Below are 17,335 nucleotides of genomic sequence, written 5' to 3'. Positions count from 1 at the left end.
CGATGACCGCGGTGGATTCCGCAGCCCCCGCCGGGACGACGACCGCCGGGGCGGCGGCTTCCGCCGCGACGACCGCCGCGACGACAACCGCGGTGGTGGCTACCGGGGCCGTCGGGATGACCGGGGCGACCGGGGCGGCTACCGGGGACGTGACGACCGGGGTGGGTTCGGACGCCGGGACGACCGCGACCGCGATCGCGAGCCCGTCAAGCGGCTGCCCATCCCGGAGGACGTCACCGGCGACGAGATCGACAAGGACGTGCGGCAGGAGCTGATGAGCCTGCCGAAGACCCTCGCCGTGGACGTGGCCAGGAACCTCGTCATGGTGGCCCGACTGATCGACGAGGACGCCGAGCAGGCGTACGCGTACTCCAGGATCGCCCTGCGGCTGGCCTCGCGGGTCGCCGCCGTGCGCGAGGCGGCCGGCTTCGCCGCGTACACGACGCAGAGGTACGCGGAGGCGCTCGCGGAGTTCCGTGCCGCCAGGCGGATGACCGGTTCCGTGGAGCTCTGGCCCGTCATGGCCGACTGCGAGCGCGGACTCGGGCGGCCCGAACGGGCGCTGGCCATGGCCGGTGAGCCCGAGGTGCGGAAGCTGGACAAGGCCGGCCAGGTCGAGATGCGTCTGGTCGCGGCGGGCGCCCGCCGCGACATGGACCAGCTGGACGCCGCCATCGTGACCCTGCAGAGCCCCGAGCTCGCGTCGAGCGCCGTGCACGCGTGGACGCCGCGACTGCGGTACGCGTACGCGGACGCCCTGCTGGCCGCCGGGCGCGAGGACGAGGCACGCGAGTGGTTCGGCAAGGCGCTGGAGGCCGACAAGGACGGCGTCACGGACGCGTCAGACCGGCTGGCCGAGCTGGACGGCGTCGAGTTCGTGGACGCCCTCGTCGAGAACCAGAACGACGAGGACGAGAACGAGGACGACGCGAACCGCGGCGACGAGCACGGGGACGCGGGCGCCGACGACAAGGCGTCCAAGGCCGCCCCGGCCGGGGACCGGCACGACGCCGTGCGCGAGGACGGTCCGTCCGAGGCGTGAGCCAGGGGAGAGGGGCGGCACCCGCGGCGGGGTGCCGCCCCTCTCCCATACCGGGGCTCCCACGCTGGGGCTCCCATGCCGGGACGTCTACGCCGGGAGCTCATGCCGGGGCCTCGCGCGATGCCCCCCGGCGCCCGGGCTCCGTGCCAGGAGTCCCATGCCGGGAGCCGGTCAGTCGAGGGCGAGGCTCCGCAGGACCAGGCCGGAGGCCGGCTTGGGGCCGAAGGAAGTCGACTTGCGCGGCATGGTGACGCCCTGCCGGGCGAGGTCACGGACCACTTCCTCACGCACCGGATGCATCAGCACCGCCGTCGCGCCACGGCGCTCGGCCTGCTCCACCGCGGCCGCCGCGTCATGGATGTATCCGATGTGCTCCGGGGCGTCCGGGATCCGCCAGACGTGGTTCAGCAGAGCCGCGTGCAGGACCGTCGCGTCCAGGGCCCGCCAGGCCGCCGGACGATCGGCCGGAACCGTGCGGTGCAGAAGGGCGGGGTCGGGCCGGTCGACGAGATGGAAGCCGCCGTTGCCCGCGAGCAGAAAGGCGTTGCCCTCCGCCGCCGCCCCGGCGAGCGCGTCCAGGGCGTGGGGCAGCGGGCCCTCGATGTCGCGGACCCGGAAGAGGCCGGTCAGGGCGGCGAGCGCCTCGGCGGCCGGAAGGCGGTGCAGCAGCCGGTGGATGGCGCGGACCCGCAGCGGATAGTGGGCCGTGTCGACGAGCAGCACCAAGCCGTAGTCCCAGGGACCGGGCGCGGTGTGCTCCCGCTGGAGGCGCAGATAGGTGGCCCAGCGGTGGTGGCCGTCCGCGATCAGGGCCTGGTGGCGGGCGAGATCCGTCTCGATCTCGGCCCGGTCGGCCGGGTCGGTGACCGCCCAGAGCCGGTGCCGGAAACCGTCCTCCGTGGTCGTCGCCAGCAGCGGCGGACGGCCGACGGTCCGCTCGACGACACCCGTCGCGCCCGAGGCGCCGTCGTCGCCGCGGTAGGTCAGCAGCAGCGGTTCCAGATGGGCGGCCGTGGTGCGCATCAGGTCCGCCCGGTCCTCCACGACGTGCGCCATCACGTCCTCGTGCGGCAGCACGATGCCGTCGTCGGGAGAGGAGAGCGCCAGCGCGCCGATGACGCCGCGCTGGAGGATCTCGGCGTCGCGCTGCTCGTACACGTACAGCGCGGGCTCCGGATCGGGGGCGAGGACGCCCTCGGCCAGCCAGCGGTTCAGGGTCTCGGCCGCCTGCTTGTTGCGGGCCGCGGCCGTGTCCGCCTGCGGCAGGATCAGCCGGACGATGTTGTGCGGGTCCGCCGACTCCAGGTGGTGCAGTCCGTCGGGGCGCACGACGACGTCGTACGGCGGTGAGGTCACCGCGGCGAGACTGCCGACCCGCTCGGGGACGTACCGCAGTCCGCGGAACGGAATCAGACGCAGTCCCCGACCGGCCGAACCTGATGTGTTCATCACTGCATCGTAAGTGCGCGACCGGGATGCGCGATGATCGGGCCAGAAGCGAGGAACGAGGAGCGCACAGAATGAGTCAGGCGAGCAGGACCAGTCCGAGCGGCAGCGGCACCGCGTTGAACGAGGCGTACGACACGGCTCTGCTGGACCTCGACGGGGTGGTGTACGCCGGCGGCCACGCCATCGCGCACGCCGTCGACTCCCTGGGAGCGGCACGGGACGGCGGGATGCGTCTGGCGTACGTGACCAACAACGCCCTGCGCACCCCGGCCGCGGTCGCCGAGCACCTGACCGAACTCGGGATCCCGGCCGAGCCCGCCGATGTGATCACCTCCGCGCAGGCGGTGGCACGGCTGATGGCCGATCAACTTCCTTCCGGAGCACGGGTGCTGGTGGTGGGCGGCGAGGGACTGCGCGTCGCGCTGCGGGAGCGCGGGCTGGTGCCGGTGGAGTCGGCGGACGACGAACCGGCCGCGGTGGCCCAGGGGTACGGCGGGCCCGACATGCCGTGGGGACGGTTCGCGGAGGCCGCGTACGCGATCGCGCGCGGGGTGCCGTGGTTCGCGTCCAACACGGACCTGACGATTCCGAGCGCCCGGGGGATCGCGCCGGGGAACGGGGCGGCCGTCGAGGTCGTGCGCCTCGCGACCGGGGCCGAGCCGCAGGTCGCCGGGAAGCCGCTGCCGCCGATGCACCGGGAGACCGTGCTGCGGACCGGGGCCGAGCGCCCGCTGGTCGTCGGGGACCGGCTGGACACGGACATCGAGGGCGCGTTCAACGGCGGCGTCGACTCCCTGCTGGTGCTCACCGGGGTGACGGACGCGGCCCGGCTGCTGGCCGCCGTGCCGGAGCACCGGCCGACCTACGTCGACGCGGACCTGCGGGGCCTGCTGGCCGGGCAGCCCGAGGTGACGCGCGCCGGCGGCCGGTTCGGCTGCGGCGGCTGGAGCGCCTCCGCGCGCGGGGACGAACTGGTGCTGGAGGGGGACGGCGGCGAGGCGCTCGACGGGCTTCGGGCGCTGTGCGGGGCGGCCTGGTCGCACGCCGGGGACGGGCCGTGCGGCCTGGACACGGGAAAGGCGCTCGCGAGGCTGGGGCTGTAGCGGGCGGTCCGCGGCGGACGGTTGGCCGGGCGGGCCCCCGGGCGCGTGGGCGCGTGAGGGCGTGAGGCCGGCATCGACCGGACCGCCGGGTCCAGACGGCCGGACCCGGCGCGCCTCCCGGGTGGCAGGGGGCTCCGGGCCGCGCCGGGCCCGGCGCGGCCCGTGCACGGACGCCTCGGCGGCTCCCGGCCGCACGGTAAAGGTGAGGGTAGGCTAACCTAATTTCGTCCCGTCCGGTGTGTCGCCGCCCGGGTCCCGGCGTGCGGGCACCGGGCCGTGCGAAGGCCGCGCGGAGGGCGGGACGGGGCCCGCCCGCAGCGGCCGACGGCCCGCACCCGATCACCTCCGACTCCGGGAACCACGACCAATGCAGCGCCTCACCGCGGACTCGGTGACCCTCGGCTACGGCCGGCGGCCGATCGCGGAGAACCTCTCGGTCGGGATACCCGACCACTCGTTCACGGTGATCGTGGGCCCCAACGCCTGCGGCAAGTCGACCCTGCTGCGCGCGCTCTCCCGGACGTTGAAGCCGCACAGCGGGCGGGTGCTCCTCGATGGGCGGGCCATCCACGGGATGCCCGCGAAGAAGGTCGCCAGGACGCTGGGCCTGCTGCCGCAGTCCTCCGTCGCCCCGGACGGCATCACCGTCGCCGACCTCGTCGGGCGCGGCCGGTACCCGCACCAGGGGCTGCTGCGCCAGTGGTCGCCCGAGGACGAACGCGTCGTACGGGAGTCGATGGCGGCGACCGGGGTCGACGCGCTCGCGGACCGCCATGTCGACGAATCGTCCGGCGGACAGCGGCAGCGCGTCTGGATCGCCATGGCACTCGCCCAGCGGACCCCGCTGCTGCTGCTCGACGAACCGACGACCTATCTCGACATCCAGCACCAGATCGACGTCCTCGACCTCTGCGCCGAACTGCACGAGACCGGCGGACGCACCTGGTGGCCGTCCTGCACGACCTGAACCACGCCGCCCGGTACGCCACCCATCTCATCGCGATGCGCGACGGCGAGGTGATCGCCGAGGGCGCTCCGGGCGACGTCGTCACCGCGGAGCTGGTGGAGCGGGTGTTCGGGCTGCGCTGCCAGGTCATCGAGGACCCGGAGACCGGCACGCCCCTGGTGGTGCCGGCCGCGCGCCGATCGCGCGGCGGACCGGCGCTCGGGGCCCGCTCGCGGGACGGGGCGCCGGTGGACCCGCCGTCGGCGCGGATCTGACCGGCGGGGCGATCGGCAGCCGACGAACCCGGCCCCGCCGAAACCGGCAGCCGTTGAACCGGCCCCCGCCGACCGGCCCCGCCGGGCGGGCCCGGTCCGGCGCTACAGCAGGGCCCTGAGCCTCAGCAGGTCGCGGAACCCGGCCTCCACCCGGACCCGGCCCGTGCCCCAGGCCTTCGCGAAGTTCAGCTCGCCGTCCACCATCGCCACCAGGTCGTCGCCGTTCATCGCGAGACGGATCTCGGCCTTTTCCCGGGGCGGCCCGTCCGCCGTGTCCATCACCTCGATCCGGCCGTCGGTCAGCCGGCCGCTGAAGGTGATGTCGAGGTCCCTGACGTGGCAGCTCAGCGAACGGTCCAGCGCGGCCGCGCCGCGCACGTCGCCGTCCGCCCCCGCGAGATTGTCGGAAAGTCTGTCGAGTGCGCTGCGGCACTCAGCCATGGTCGCCATCGCGACCGACGGTACCGCAGCCCTTCGGGGTAGCGTTTCCCGCATGAGCGACTCGATGCCGGGGCCCGCGGCGGCGGACGGGACAGCACCCGCGACGGCGCCCGCCGGGGCGGCGGCCGACCCGTCGGAGGCGGCCGTGCCCCCGGGCCCGGCCGTCGCTCCCGACCCGGCCGGGCCCGCGCCCCTGGGCGTCGCCCGGACCCCCACCGGGGACGCCGCGGTCGACGCGCTGCTGGACCGTCTCGCCGATGCCGACCACCTCCCGGCGGGCGGACACGTCGAGGTGTACGAGGATGTACACGGCGGGCTGCGCTCCGCGCTGACCGCGCTGGACGCCGGGCCCGCACCCGCACCGGAACCCGCACCGATGCCCTCGTACGACAACAGGAGCTGAACCGAACGTGGCAGGAGTGGCACGTCGCCGCCTCGACGCCGAACTGGTACGCCGCAAGCTCGCCCGCTCTCGTGAGCACGCGAGCCAACTGATCGCCGCCGGGCGGGTGACCGTCGGGGGCGCCACCGCGACCAAACCCGCCACCCAGGTCGAGACCAGCGCGGCGCTCGTCGTGACCAAGGACGACAGCGACCCCGAGTACGTCTCGCGCGGCGGGCACAAGCTCGCCGGCGCCCTCGCCGCCTTCGTGCCCCTGGGCCTGGAGGTCGAGGGCCGGCGGGCGCTGGACGCCGGCGCGTCGACCGGCGGCTTCACCGACGTGCTGCTGCGGGCCGGCGCCGGACACGTCGTCGCCGTCGACGTCGGCTACGGGCAGCTCGCCTGGTCGCTCCGGTCCGACGACCGGGTCACCGTCAAGGACCGCACCAACGTGCGCGAGCTGACGCCGGAGGACCTCGACGGGACGCCGGTGGACCTGGTGGTCGGCGACCTGTCGTTCATCCCGCTGGGGCTGGTCCTGCCGGCCCTGGCACGCTGCGCCGCGCCCGACGCCGACCTGGTCCTGATGGTCAAGCCGCAGTTCGAGGTCGGCAAGGAACGGCTCGGCAGCGGCGGTGTGGTGCGCAGCCCCGCGCTGCGGGCGGAGGCGGTACGGGAGGTGGCGCGCCGGGCCTGGGAACTGGGCCTCGGGGTGCGGGGGGTGACGGCGAGCCCGTTGCCGGGCCCCTCGGGCAACGTCGAGTACTTTCTGTGGCTGCGGGCCGGAGCACCCGAACTGGATCCCGCGGATGTCGACCGTGCAGTGGCGGAGGGGCCTCGTTGACGACGAATGCGGCACGAACTGTCTTTCTTCTGGCACACACCGGCCGCCCGGCCGCGATCCGCAGCGCCGAACTCGTCGTACAGGGACTGCTGCGCAGCGGTCTCGGCGTGCGGGTGCTCGCCATGGAGGCGGCCGATCTGCCGCTCCCGCCCGCCGTCGAGACGGTCACGGACATCACGCCCGGGGCCGTGGACGGCTGCGAGCTGCTGATCGTGCTCGGCGGTGACGGGACGCTGTTGCGCGGCGCGGAGCTCTCCCGCGCCTCCGGGGTGCCCATGCTCGGCGTCAACCTCGGCCGGGTCGGCTTCCTCGCCGAGGCCGAGCGCGACGACCTGGACAAGGTCGTCGACCGGGTCGTCACCCGGGAGTACCAGGTCGAGGAGCGGATGACGCTCGACGTGGTGGTACGCAGCAACGGTGACGTCGTCCACGCCGACTGGGCGCTCAACGAGGCGGCCGTGCAGAAGGTGTCGCCCGAGCGGATGCTGGAGGTCGTCCTGGAGATCGACGGCCGCCCGGTCACCGGGTTCGGCTGCGACGGGATCGTCTGCGCGACCCCGACCGGATCGACCGCCTACGCCTTCTCGGCGGGCGGTCCCGTCGTCTGGCCCGAGGTCGAGGCGCTGCTGATGGTGCCGATCAGCGCCCACGCCCTGTTCGCCAAGCCTCTGGTGACCTCGCCGGACTCGGTGCTCGCCGTCGAGGTCCAGCAGCACGCCCCGCACGGGGTGCTGTGGTGCGACGGCCGCCGGACCGTGGCGCTGCCCGCGGGGGCCAGGGTCGAGGTGCGGCGCGGCGCGGTGCCGGTGCGGCTGGCGCGGCTGCACCACGCCTCGTTCACGGACCGCCTGGTGGCGAAATTCGCCCTGCCCGTCTCCGGGTGGCGGGGCGTTCCGCGCTGACCGCGCCGGACGCTCCGCGTCCGCTGGGTGCACACGGAAGAGTGAATCGCGGGGGCGGGGTCCGTCGCACACCGGGCCCCGGACCTCGTAAGGTCATGTCCGTGTTGGAGGAGATGCGGATACGGTCGCTCGGAGTCATCGACGACGCGGTGGTCGAGCTGTCACCCGGGTTCACCGCGGTGACGGGCGAGACCGGCGCGGGCAAGACCATGGTCGTCACCAGCCTCGGGCTGCTGCTCGGCGGGCGCGCCGATCCCGCCCTGGTGCGGATCGGGTCCAAGGCCGCGGTCGTCGAGGGACGGATCACGGTGGCCGAGGGCGACGCCGTCGCGGAGCGGGCCGAGGAGGCCGGGGCCGAGTTCGACGACGGCGCGCTGCTGATCAGCCGTACCGTCTCCGCGGAGGGGCGCTCCCGGGCGCACCTCGGCGGGCGGTCCGTGCCGGTCGGGGTGCTCGCCGAGCTCGCGGACGAGCTCGTCGCCGTGCACGGCCAGACCGACCAGCAGGGACTCCTCAAGCCCGCCCGGCAGCGGCAGGCCCTGGACCGGTACGCGGGCGACGCCGTCGCCGTGCCGCTGACCGCGTACGCGACGGCGTACCGGCGGCTGCGGTCCGTGCTGACGGAGCTGGACGAGCTGACGACGCGGGCCCGCGAACGCGCCCAGGAAGCGGACCTGCTGCGCTTCGGCCTCGACGAGATCGCCGCGGTCGAACCGGTCGCGGGCGAGGACGCCGAACTGGCCGCCGAGGCCGAGCGGCTCGGGCACGCCGAGGCGCTCGCCTCCGCCGCGGCCCTCGCGCACGCCGCGCTCGCGGGCAACCCGGAGGACCCCGAGGGCGTCGACGCGACGACCGTGGTCTCGGCCGCCGGGCAGGCGCTGGACGCCGTGCGCGCCCACGACCCCGCGCTGGCGGCGCTCGCCGACCGGATCGGCGAGATCTCGATCCTGCTGACCGACGTGGCGGGCGAACTGGCCGGGTACGCCGACCGGCTGGACGCCGATCCGCTGCGGCTGGCGGCGGTGGAGGAGCGGCGCGCCGCGCTCGCCGCGCTCACCCGCAAGTACGGCGAGGACATCACCGCCGTGCTCGCCTGGGCCGAGGAGGGCGCCGCCCGGCTCACCGAGCTGGAGGGCGACGACGACCGCATCGCCGAGCTGGCGGCGGAACGGGACGCGCTGCGCGCCGAGCTCTCCGGTCTGGGACAGGCGCTGACCGACGCGCGGACGGAGGCGGCGGCGCGCTTCGCCGGGGCGGTGACGGAGGAACTGGCCTCCCTCGCCATGCCGCACGCCCGGGTCTCCTTCGCCATCCGGCAGACCGAGGCGGCCGACGAGGACTCCGGCATCGACATCGGCGGGCGCAGCGTGGTCTGCGGGCCGTCCGGCGCCGACGAGGTCGAGCTTCTGCTGGCCCCGCACCCCGGCGCCCAGCCGCGGCCGATCGCCAAGGGCGCGTCGGGCGGTGAGCTGTCCCGGGTGATGCTCGCCGTGGAGGTGGTCTTCGCCGGTTCGGACCCGGTGCCCACGTACCTCTTCGACGAGGTCGACGCGGGGGTCGGCGGCAAGGCCGCGGTCGAGGTCGGGCGGCGGCTGGCGAAGCTCGCCAGGTCCGCGCAGGTCGTCGTCGTCACGCACCTGCCGCAGGTGGCGGCCTTCGCGGACCGGCAGCTGCTGGTGGAGAAGACGGTCGACGGGGCGGTGACCAGCAGCGGGGTCACGGTCCTGGAGGGCGAGGACCGGGTGCGGGAGCTCTCCCGGATGCTGGCCGGCCAGGAGGACTCGCAGACGGCCCGCGCCCATGCCGAGGAGCTGCTGGCGGCGGCACGGGCGGACGGATAGCGCCGCGCGCCGACGACGGCCGGGAGCGGGGGCGTCACCGCTCGGCGGGACGGGAGCCGGGAGGCTCGTGACGGCGCGTCGGAACGGACCGGGATCGGGTCAGGGATCGGGCCCGCGAGCGGCGGTCGTCTCCGGGGCCCGTCCCCGGCGGCCGTCCGGGGCGGTCGTCTCCGGGCGGTCCCGGGACGGCGTCCGCGAGGGCTCGTGACGGGGCGTCGGGCGGGGCGTGCGTAGGCTGGCCGCATGGGAACGGGAACAGCGGCGGGCGGCGGGGCCGCGGTGGCGGGGGTCGTCTCGGCCGCCGTCGCCACGGGGACGTACCGGGCACTGCGGGCCCGGCCGCGAGGGCGTCGGCGGCGCGTCAACCACGCGGGCCGTCCCGTCGATCTGTACGCGGGGCCGGCCGCAGCCCTCGGCGCGGCGGCCGGCGCGGCCGTCCTGCCGCTGCCGGGCCGCACCCGGTGCGGGGCGGTGCTCGCGGTGCTCGCCGCGGCCGGCTGCGGCGCGTACGACGACCTCGCCGGGGCGGGTGATCCGCGCCGCGGGTTCCGCGCCCACCTCGGGGCGCTGCGGCGGGGCGAGGTGACCAGCGGAGCCGTCAAGCTCCTCGGCATCGGGGCGGCCGGGCTCGCCGCCGGCGCGCTGATGAAGGAGCAACCCGCCGACCGGCTCCTGGCCGGGGTGGTGATCGCCGGGACCGCGCACCTGGTCAACCTGGTGGACGTACGCCCCGCCGCGGCCGCCGCCACCGTGCTCGGGCTCGGCGTCCCGGGGCTGCCGGGAGGCGGGACGGCCGCCGCGCTGTCCGCCGCGCCGATGGGCGCCGCCGCCGCGCTCGTCGCGGACGACCTGGGGGAGCGCACCATGCTCGGGGACACCGGAGCGCACGCCCTGGGCGCGGCGCTCGGCGTCGCCGTCGTCGCGGGACGCGGCCGGGCCGGGCTCCTCGCCCACGCGGCGGGCCTCGTCGCCGCCGCCGCGTACGGGGACCTGGTCAGCGGGCTGGTGCGGGCGCTCCGGGACCGCTGACCGGACCCCGGCCCCCCCGCCCGGCCGGACCGGGCGACGGGCGGGCCGACTTGGCGAAGTCGCGCCCCCGTTCACCCGCGCGAGTGGTACGTCACGGCCGGTCGCGGTGGTACGCGCCGGGAGCTCGCCGCGACGGTGCCGGAACGCGCGTACGGACTGGCATCCTTGGCGGAGCATCAGCGCCGAGTTCGGGAGCCCGGGAGCCAACCAACGTGTCACAGCTGCGTACGGTCCAAGTCCTGGGCGGCGGCAGCGCGGGCAGCAGCGCGCATGTCGGCTCGCTGACCGCCGGGCTGGTGGCGAGAGGCGTGCAGGTCACCGTCTGCGCCCCCGCCGGACTGGACCGCGCCCACGACTTCTCCGGCGTCGGCGCCCGCTTCGCGCCCGTGCCGCGGCGCAGCGACCCCGCCGCCGTCGCCGCCCTGCGCGCCGCCTGCTCGACGGCGGACGTGGTCCACGCGCACGGCCCGCACGCCGCCGTGCGCGCCGCGCTCGCTCTCGGCGGGCGCCGGATCCCGCTCGTCGTCACCTGGCACGCCCGCCCCCACGCCGAGGGCGCCCGGGCCCGCCTCCTCCAGCTCATGGAGCGAAGAGCCGCCCGAGCGGCGGCCGTTGTGCTCGGCACCACGTCGGACCTGGTCGACCGGGCGCGGTGGCGAGGAGCGCGGGACGCCCGGCTCTCGCCGGTCTCGGCCCCCGTGCCGTGCCTCCCGCGCGCCGCCGACCCGGACAAGACGCGCGCCGAACTCGGCGCGGTGGGGCGGCCGCTGGTCGTCTCCTGCGGGAGCCTCGTGCCGCATCGCGGCTACGAACTGCTGCTGGACGCGGCCCGGGCATGGCGCGGACTCGGCGTCGCTCCGCTGCTGATCATCGTGGGGGAGGGGCGGCAACGGGCCGCCCTGCAACGCCGGATCAGAGAACAGGAGCTGCCCGTCCGGCTCGTCGGCGACCGCGACGACATCGCGGAACTGCTCACCGCCGCCGACCTGGCCGTGCTGCCCAGCCGGTGGGAGGCGCGCCCGGTGCTGGCCCAGCAGGCGCTGCGGCTGGGCGTGCCCCTGGTCGCCACCGCCGTCGGGGGAGTGCCCGAACTCGTCGGGGACGGGGCGGAACTCGTGCCGTACGGAAACGCCGAGGCGCTCGCCCGCGCCGTGACCGGGCTGCTCGGCGATCCGGGGCGGTGCGCGCGGCTGGCGGCCGCCGGGCGTGCGCAGGCCGCGAGTTGGCCGACCGAGGACCACACCATCGCTCATGTGCTCAGCGTCTACGACGAGTTGACGCAGCCCCTGGCGCCGCCCCGGGCCAGGTGAGCGCCGCCGTGCCCCGCCGTCACCGAGAGGTGTGGCGGCGGGCCCGCAACGCCAGGCTCAGAGCCAGGACCGCCTGCGGGTCGTCCAGGTCGGTGCCGAGCAACTCACCGATACGGGCGAGCCTGTTGTACAGCGTCTGACGGTTCAGATGCAGTTCGCGCGCCGTCTCCGCCTTGCGGCCCGCGTGGGCCAGATACGTCTCCAGCGTCGGAAGCAGCGGAGGCCGCGAGGTCCGGTCGTGATCGCGCAGCGGACCGATCGCCCGGTCGACGAAGGCCGCCAGGTCCGGGTGGTCCCGCAGCCGCCACAGCAGCAGATCGATGTCCAGGCGCCGGGCGTCGTACCACGGCCGGTCGTCCAGACCGTCCGCCGCCGTCGCCGTCTCCGCGGCGTGCCGCAGCCCCGCGCCGGCCGCCGCCCAGCCGCCCGCGACGCCCACCACCACGACCGGCGGACGCGATCCGGCCCGCTCCAGGCCGGCGCGCTCCACACCGGCCCGCAGCGCCGCCGCGACCCGGTCCGCGACCGCCGCGCGCTCCGACTCGGCGCGCAGCCCCAGCAGCACCGGCACCCGGCCCTCCACCGGCCGCACCCCGAGCAGCACCGGCACCCCCACCGACGAGAGCTCCTCCAGCACCGCCCGTGCCAGCAGCGCCCAGTTCCCGGACCCGGACAGCTCGGGCGCCAGCCGCATCACCACCGGCAGCAACGGCGCCCCGCCCGGCTTGAAGCCCAGCACCCGGGCCTGCGCCGGGGCGTCCTCCGGCGCGATCCGGCCCTCCGCGAGATCCGTCAGGAAGTCGCCCCGGCCGCGCGCGGCCAGCTCCTCCTCCTGGCGGGCCTGCATCAGCACCACGGCGAGTATCCCGGCCGCGCGCTCCGCCGCCATCCGGTGCACCGGCGCCGGCGGCCCCGACACGGCCAGCAGCACCAGCCTGGCCCGCACCGAACCGCCCCCCGGGCCCCCGCCCTCCACGTCCACCAGGACCGATCCGGCGGGCGGCGACTCCCGGGCCGCCCGGCCGCCGCGCATGCCGTCCCACACCTGGAGCGGGTCGGCGCCCACCGGGCCGGAGCCCGGGCCCGCCGCGTACAGCAGCTGCCCGTCCGCCGTCTCCAGGAAGACCGGGTTGGCCGCGAAGTCCGCCAGGATCCGCAGCACCTGCGGCACCCCGCCCCCGCCGAGCAGCGCCTGGGTGCACCGCCGGTGCACGTCCTCGGCCTGCCGCAGCAGCGCGTAGTGCCCGTTGACGATCTCGGTGTGGATCTCCTCGGTCACCGTCACGAACGGCACCTCGCGGTGCAGCTGCACCAGCGGCAGACCGGCCGTGCGGGCGGCGTCCACGATCGAGGCGGGCAGCCTGCTGAAACGCGGCCCGAGCTCCACCACCAGGGCGGCGATGCCCCGGTCCGCGAGCCGGCGGACGAACGCCCGCTGCTCGGCGGGCCGGGCGCCCAGCCCCAGACCGGTGGTGAGCAGCAGCTCGCCGCCCTTGAGCAGCGAGGCGATGTTCGGCACCTCGCCCGCGTGCACCCAGCGCACCGTGCGGTGCAGCCGGTCGGCGCCGGCCACCACCTCGGGGAGCCCGCTGCGCAGCCCGGGCAGTTCGAGGGCCCGCTGCACGGTGATTCCGCCCTGCGTCTCCACTGGCTCTGGCCTCGCGTTTCCACTCGGGTCCGACGGGCAGCCGCCCGGCTGCGGCCGCCCTGATCCGGCCGGTCCGCTCCGGCCCCCGAACCGGCCCCCCGATTCGGAAGGTACCGCCCGGGGCGCCGGGACGGCGCCGGGCCCGTTCCCGGCGGGAACCGGAAGCGGGCCCGGCGCCCGGCGCGCCGGGGTCAGCCGACGTACGCCCCGCTCGCCGTCAGGCGCAGCGCGGTGTCGATCAGCGGGACATGGCTGAACGCCTGCGGGAAGTTGCCCACCTGGCGCTGGAGCCGGGGGTCCCACTCCTCGGCGAGCAGCCCCAGGTCGTTGCGCAGGGACAGCAGCCTCTCGAAGAGCTGACGGGCCTCGTCGACCCGGCCGATCATCGCCAGGTCGTCCGCCAGCCAGAACGAGCACGCCAGGAACGCGCCCTCGTCGCCCTCCAGGCCGTCCACGCCCGCGTCGTCGCCCATGGTGGGGTAGCGCAGCACGAAGCCGTCCTCCGTGGACAGCTCGCGCTGGATCGCCTCGATCGTGCCGATCACGCGCTTGTCGTCCGGCGGCAGGAAGCCCATCTGCGGAATCAGCAGCAGGGAGGCGTCCAGCTCCTTCGAGCCGTAGGACTGGGTGAACGTGTTGCGTTCCTCGTCGTAGCCCCGCTCGCAGACGTCCCGGTGGATCTCGTCGCGCAGCGCGCGCAGCCGCTCCACCGGACCCTCCGCGTCCCCGGCCTCGATCAGCTTGATGGTGCGGTCGACGGCGACCCAGGCCATCACCTTCGAGTGGACGAAGTGGCGGCGCGGGCCGCGCACCTCCCAGATGCCCTCGTCCGGCTCGTTCCAGTGCTTCTCCAGGTACTCGATCAGCTTGAGCTGGAGGCCCGTCGCGTAGTCGTTGCGGGTCAGCCCGGTCATGTGGGCGAGGTGCAGCGCCTCGATGACCTCGCCGTACACGTCCAGCTGGAGCTGGCCCGCGGCGCCGTTGCCGACCCGGACCGGGGCGGAGTTCTCGTAGCCCGGCAGCCAGTCCAGCTCGGCCTCGCCCAGCTCGCGCTCGCCCGCGATGCCGTACATGATCTGCAGGTTCTCCGGGTCGCCGGCGACCGCCCGCAGCAGCCACTCCCGCCAGGCGCGGGCCTCCTCGCGGTAGCCGGTGCGCAGCAGGGAGGACAGGGTGATCGCGGCGTCGCGCAGCCAGGTGTAGCGGTAGTCCCAGTTCCGGGAGCCGCCGATGTCCTCGGGGAGCGAGGTCGTCGGCGCGGCGACGATGCCGCCGGTCGGGGCGTATGTCAGGGCCTTGAGGACGATCAGGGAGCGGACCACGGCCTCCCGGTAGGGCCCGTGGTACGTGCACTGCTCGACCCACTCGCGCCAGAACTCCGCGGTGGCCTCCAGCGAGCCCTCCGGGTCCGGCAGGGCCGGCGGCTCGTGGTGCGAGGGCTGCCAGCTGATCGTGAACGCGATCCGGTCGCCCGGCGCCACCGTGAAGTCGGAGTACGTCGTGAGGTTCTCGCCGTACGTCTCGGCGGAGGTGTCCAGCCAGACCGAGTCCGGTCCGGCGACGGCCACCGTACGGCCGTCCACCTTGTGCACCCACGGCGTCACCCGCCCGTAGCTGAACCGCATCCGCAGCTCGGAACGCATCGGCACCCGGCCGCTGATCCCCTCCACGATCCGGATCACCTGGGGGGCGCCGTCACGAGGCGGCATGAAATCGGTCACTCTGACCGTCCCGCGCGGTGTGTCCCACTCCGATTCCAGGACGAGGGAATCGCCCCGGTACCGGCGGCGGTCCGCGGAAGGCGGCTCCGCCTCGTCCTCCCACGCCGGCCCCAGGCGCCAGAAGCCGTGTTCCCCGGTACCCAGCAGGCCCGCGAAAACGGCGTGGGAATCGAAGCGGGGCAGGCACAGCCAGTCGACCGTGCCGTCCCGGCAGACCAGGGCTGCGGTCTGCATGTCTCCGATGAGTGCGTAATCCTCGATGCGCCCGGCCACGTGCGTCTCCAGTCGAACGGCCATGTCACCCCGTAGGGCATTACTGCAGGTCAAGAGTGTGTCGCAAGGCGTGGTGATGAGGGAACCTGCGCACTGGGTACCTCGCCCGGAGCGAGTGTCCGAGCAGGATACGACGCACCCGGGTGATCTGCGCGACCGTCTTGACAACGGGCCTGCGCCGATCGGGTGCGGACCGGCACCCGTGATGATCTTGTGGGGTGAATGTACGGGATATGGCCGGAAGCGGCCCCCCTTTGTCGCTGATACCCTGGTAGCCCGTGGACCGGTGGTCGTCGGTGACAGCAGACGAGGCCCCCGAACCGCAGCGACGGCATCGCCGGAACCCTCCGGACGGCGGCGCCGGAACGCCCCTCATGACCGCGACCACGGGAGCCCCCTTTGGCTATGCAGCCCACATCCACGACGACCAAGCACATCTTCGTCACCGGGGGTGTCGCCTCGTCCCTCGGCAAGGGTCTGACTGCCTCCAGCCTCGGCGCCCTGCTCAAGGCGCGCGGACTCCGGGTCACCATGCAGAAGCTCGACCCGTACCTGAACGTCGACCCGGGCACGATGAACCCGTTCCAGCACGGTGAGGTGTTCGTCACCAACGACGGCGCCGAGACCGACCTGGACATCGGCCACTACGAGCGCTTCCTCGACGTCGACCTCGACGGCTCCGCCAACGTGACCACCGGCCAGGTCTACTCGCAGGTGATCGCCAAGGAGCGGCGCGGCGAGTACCTCGGCGACACCGTGCAGGTCATCCCGCACATCACCAACGAGATCAAGCACCGCATCCGCCGCATGGCCACCGACGACGTCGACGTCGTGATCACCGAGGTCGGCGGCACGGTCGGGGACATCGAGTCGCTGCCGTTCCTGGAGACCGTCCGCCAGGTCCGCCACGAGGTCGGCCGGGACAACGTCTTCGTCGTGCACATCTCGCTGCTGCCCTACATCGGCCCCTCCGGCGAGCTCAAGACCAAGCCCACCCAGCACTCCGTCGCCGCCCTGCGCAACATCGGCATCCAGCCGGACGCCATCGTGCTGCGCGCCGACCGCGACGTGCCGACCGCCATCAAGCGCAAGATCTCGCTGATGTGCGACGTCGACGAGGCCGCCGTGGTGGCCTGCGTCGACGCCAAGTCGATCTACGACATCCCGAAGGTGCTGCACACCGAGGGCCTGGACGCCTACGTCGTGCGCAAGCTCGACCTGCCGTTCCGGGACGTCGACTGGACCACCTGGGACGACCTGCTGGACCGCGTCCACAACCCCGACCACGAGGTCGCCGTCGCGCTCGTCGGCAAGTACATCGACCTGCCCGACGCCTACCTCTCGGTCACCGAGGCCATCCGGGCCGGCGGCTTCGCCAACCGGGCCCGGGTCAAGGTCAAGTGGGTCGCCTCCGACGACTGCAAGACCCCGGCCGGCGCCGCCAAGCAGCTCGCGGACGTCGACGCGATCTGCGTTCCCGGCGGCTTCGGCGACCGCGGCGTCGACGGCAAGATCGGCGCCATCCAGTACGCCCGTGAGCACAAGGTGCCGCTGCTCGGCCTCTGCCTCGGCCTCCAGTGCGTCGTGATCGAGGCGGCGCGCAACCTCGCCGAGATCCCCGACGCCAACTCCACCGAGTTCGACCCGGCCACCGCGCACCCGGTCATCTCGACGATGGAGGAGCAGCTGGCCTACGTCGAGGGCGCCGGCGACCTGGGCGGCACCATGCGACTGGGCCTGTACCCGGCGAAGCTGGCCGAGGGCTCGCTGGTCCGCGAGGCGTACGACGGCCAGCCGTACGTGGAGGAGCGCCACCGCCACCGCTACGAGGTGAACAACGCCTACCGCGCCGAGCTGGAGAAGAAGGCCGGACTGGTCTTCTCCGGCACCTCCCCGGACAACAAGCTCGTCGAGTACGTCGAGTACGCGCGCGAGGTCCACCCCTACCTGGTCGCCACCCAGGCGCACCCGGAGCTCCGCTCCCGCCCGACCCGCCCGCACCCGCTCTTCGCGGGCCTGGTGAAGGCGGCCGTCGCACGCAAGACGGGCGCCGCCGCCGGCAAGTAGCGGGCGCGCGGCCGGGCGCCGCACAGGCATTAACGTTGACCGGGGTACGGGTCCGAACAGGA

13 protein-coding genes and 1 pseudogene are annotated in these 17,335 nt (G+C 74.7%); 10 read left to right on the top strand and 4 right to left on the bottom strand.

Annotated elements, in window-relative coordinates:
* Positions 1-274 precede the first annotated feature (274 nt).
* Complete coding sequence (locus WA762_RS19960) at positions 275-1,042, top strand: tetratricopeptide repeat protein (protein ID WP_443080636.1); 768 nt, start codon at positions 275-277, stop codon at positions 1,040-1,042.
* Positions 1,043-1,213: 171 nt separating this feature from the next.
* Here WA762_RS19960 and WA762_RS19955 read toward each other — a convergent pair whose 3' ends face one another.
* Entirely contained in the window at positions 1,214-2,491 is a 1,278-nt protein-coding gene (locus WA762_RS19955; protein WP_335937243.1) for a DUF1015 domain-containing protein, read from the bottom strand.
* A gap of 71 nt (positions 2,492-2,562) precedes the next feature.
* Between WA762_RS19955 and WA762_RS19950 the strand changes: the two genes are divergently transcribed.
* Entirely contained in the window at positions 2,563-3,594 is a 1,032-nt protein-coding gene (locus WA762_RS19950; RefSeq protein WP_335937242.1) for an HAD hydrolase-like protein, read from the top strand.
* Between the two features lie 367 nt (positions 3,595-3,961).
* Positions 3,962-4,815: pseudogene (locus tag WA762_RS19945) on the top strand (ABC transporter ATP-binding protein).
* Between the two features lie 102 nt (positions 4,816-4,917).
* Here the strand turns inward: WA762_RS19945 and WA762_RS19940 are convergent.
* Positions 4,918-5,265, bottom strand: coding sequence for an SCP2 sterol-binding domain-containing protein (locus WA762_RS19940; protein ID WP_335937240.1), 348 nt, complete (start codon positions 5,263-5,265; stop codon positions 4,918-4,920).
* Positions 5,266-5,308: 43 nt separating this feature from the next.
* Here WA762_RS19940 and WA762_RS19935 point away from each other — a divergent pair, with 43 nt between their 5' ends.
* The 6 genes from WA762_RS19935 to WA762_RS19910 all read left to right on the top strand — a co-directional run bounded on the left by WA762_RS19935 (position 5,309) and on the right by WA762_RS19910 (position 11,564).
* On the top strand, positions 5,309-5,659 hold the full coding sequence (locus WA762_RS19935) for a hypothetical protein (RefSeq protein ID WP_335937238.1): 351 nt from the start codon (positions 5,309-5,311) through the stop codon (positions 5,657-5,659).
* 7 nt (positions 5,660-5,666) lie between these two features.
* Positions 5,667-6,482 carry a TlyA family RNA methyltransferase gene (locus tag WA762_RS19930; protein ID WP_335937237.1) on the top strand — a complete coding sequence of 272 codons (816 nt, stop codon included), beginning with the start codon at positions 5,667-5,669 and terminating at the stop codon, positions 6,480-6,482.
* On the top strand, positions 6,479-7,384 hold the full coding sequence (locus tag WA762_RS19925; RefSeq protein ID WP_335937235.1) for an NAD kinase: 906 nt from the start codon (positions 6,479-6,481) through the stop codon (positions 7,382-7,384). The genes WA762_RS19930 and WA762_RS19925 overlap by 4 nt, the downstream gene beginning before the upstream one ends.
* A gap of 95 nt (positions 7,385-7,479) precedes the next feature.
* Positions 7,480-9,225, top strand: coding sequence for a DNA repair protein RecN (gene recN, locus WA762_RS19920; protein WP_335937234.1), 1,746 nt, complete (start codon positions 7,480-7,482; stop codon positions 9,223-9,225).
* A 243-nt stretch (positions 9,226-9,468) separates the two neighbouring features.
* The gene (locus WA762_RS19915) at positions 9,469-10,254 is read left to right on the top strand and encodes a hypothetical protein (protein WP_335937233.1); all 786 of its coding nucleotides are present in this window, start codon (positions 9,469-9,471) and stop codon (positions 10,252-10,254) included.
* A gap of 212 nt (positions 10,255-10,466) precedes the next feature.
* On the top strand, positions 10,467-11,564 hold the full coding sequence (locus tag WA762_RS19910) for a glycosyltransferase family 4 protein (RefSeq protein WP_335937232.1): 1,098 nt from the start codon (positions 10,467-10,469) through the stop codon (positions 11,562-11,564).
* 19 nt (positions 11,565-11,583) lie between these two features.
* Here WA762_RS19910 and WA762_RS19905 read toward each other — a convergent pair whose 3' ends face one another.
* Together WA762_RS19905 and WA762_RS19900 are read right to left on the bottom strand one after the other, a co-directional pair.
* Positions 11,584-13,212, bottom strand: a complete 1,629-nt coding sequence (locus WA762_RS19905; protein WP_335937231.1) for a PucR family transcriptional regulator — start codon at positions 13,210-13,212, stop codon at positions 11,584-11,586.
* A gap of 191 nt (positions 13,213-13,403) precedes the next feature.
* On the bottom strand, positions 13,404-15,206 hold the full coding sequence (locus WA762_RS19900; RefSeq protein ID WP_335937253.1) for a glycoside hydrolase family 15 protein: 1,803 nt from the start codon (positions 15,204-15,206) through the stop codon (positions 13,404-13,406).
* 405 nt (positions 15,207-15,611) lie between these two features.
* On the opposite strand from WA762_RS19900, the gene WA762_RS19895 reads away from it, so the two are divergent.
* Positions 15,612-17,273: a CTP synthase gene (locus tag WA762_RS19895; protein WP_335937230.1), complete on the top strand. Its 1,662-nt coding sequence runs from the start codon at positions 15,612-15,614 to the stop codon at positions 17,271-17,273.
* The last annotated feature ends 62 nt before the right edge of the window (positions 17,274-17,335 follow it).

The organism is Streptomyces tyrfis (assembly GCF_037034285.1).
Classification (GTDB): Bacteria; Actinomycetota; Actinomycetes; order Streptomycetales; family Streptomycetaceae; genus Streptomyces.
Note: the sequence above shows the minus strand (reverse complement) of the source record. Positions and strands in the feature narration are given on the sequence as shown.

Excerpts from the sequence above, each read along its gene's own strand:
- WA762_RS19940 (WP_335937240.1), bottom strand. The coding sequence starts at position 5,265 with ATGGCGACCATGGCTGAGTGCCGCAGCGCACTCGACAGACTTTCCGAC.
- recN (WP_335937234.1), top strand. The coding sequence starts at position 7,480 with ATGTCCGTGTTGGAGGAGATGCGGATACGGTCGCTCGGAGTCATCGAC.
- WA762_RS19950 (WP_335937242.1), top strand. The coding sequence starts at position 2,563 with ATGAGTCAGGCGAGCAGGACCAGTCCGAGCGGCAGCGGCACCGCGTTG.
- WA762_RS19935 (WP_335937238.1), top strand. The coding sequence starts at position 5,309 with ATGAGCGACTCGATGCCGGGGCCCGCGGCGGCGGACGGGACAGCACCC.
- WA762_RS19955 (WP_335937243.1), bottom strand. The coding sequence starts at position 2,491 with ATGAACACATCAGGTTCGGCCGGTCGGGGACTGCGTCTGATTCCGTTC.
- WA762_RS19895 (WP_335937230.1), top strand. The coding sequence starts at position 15,612 with ATGCAGCCCACATCCACGACGACCAAGCACATCTTCGTCACCGGGGGT.
- WA762_RS19960 (WP_443080636.1), top strand. The coding sequence starts at position 275 with ATGAGCCTGCCGAAGACCCTCGCCGTGGACGTGGCCAGGAACCTCGTC.
- WA762_RS19915 (WP_335937233.1), top strand. The coding sequence starts at position 9,469 with ATGGGAACGGGAACAGCGGCGGGCGGCGGGGCCGCGGTGGCGGGGGTC.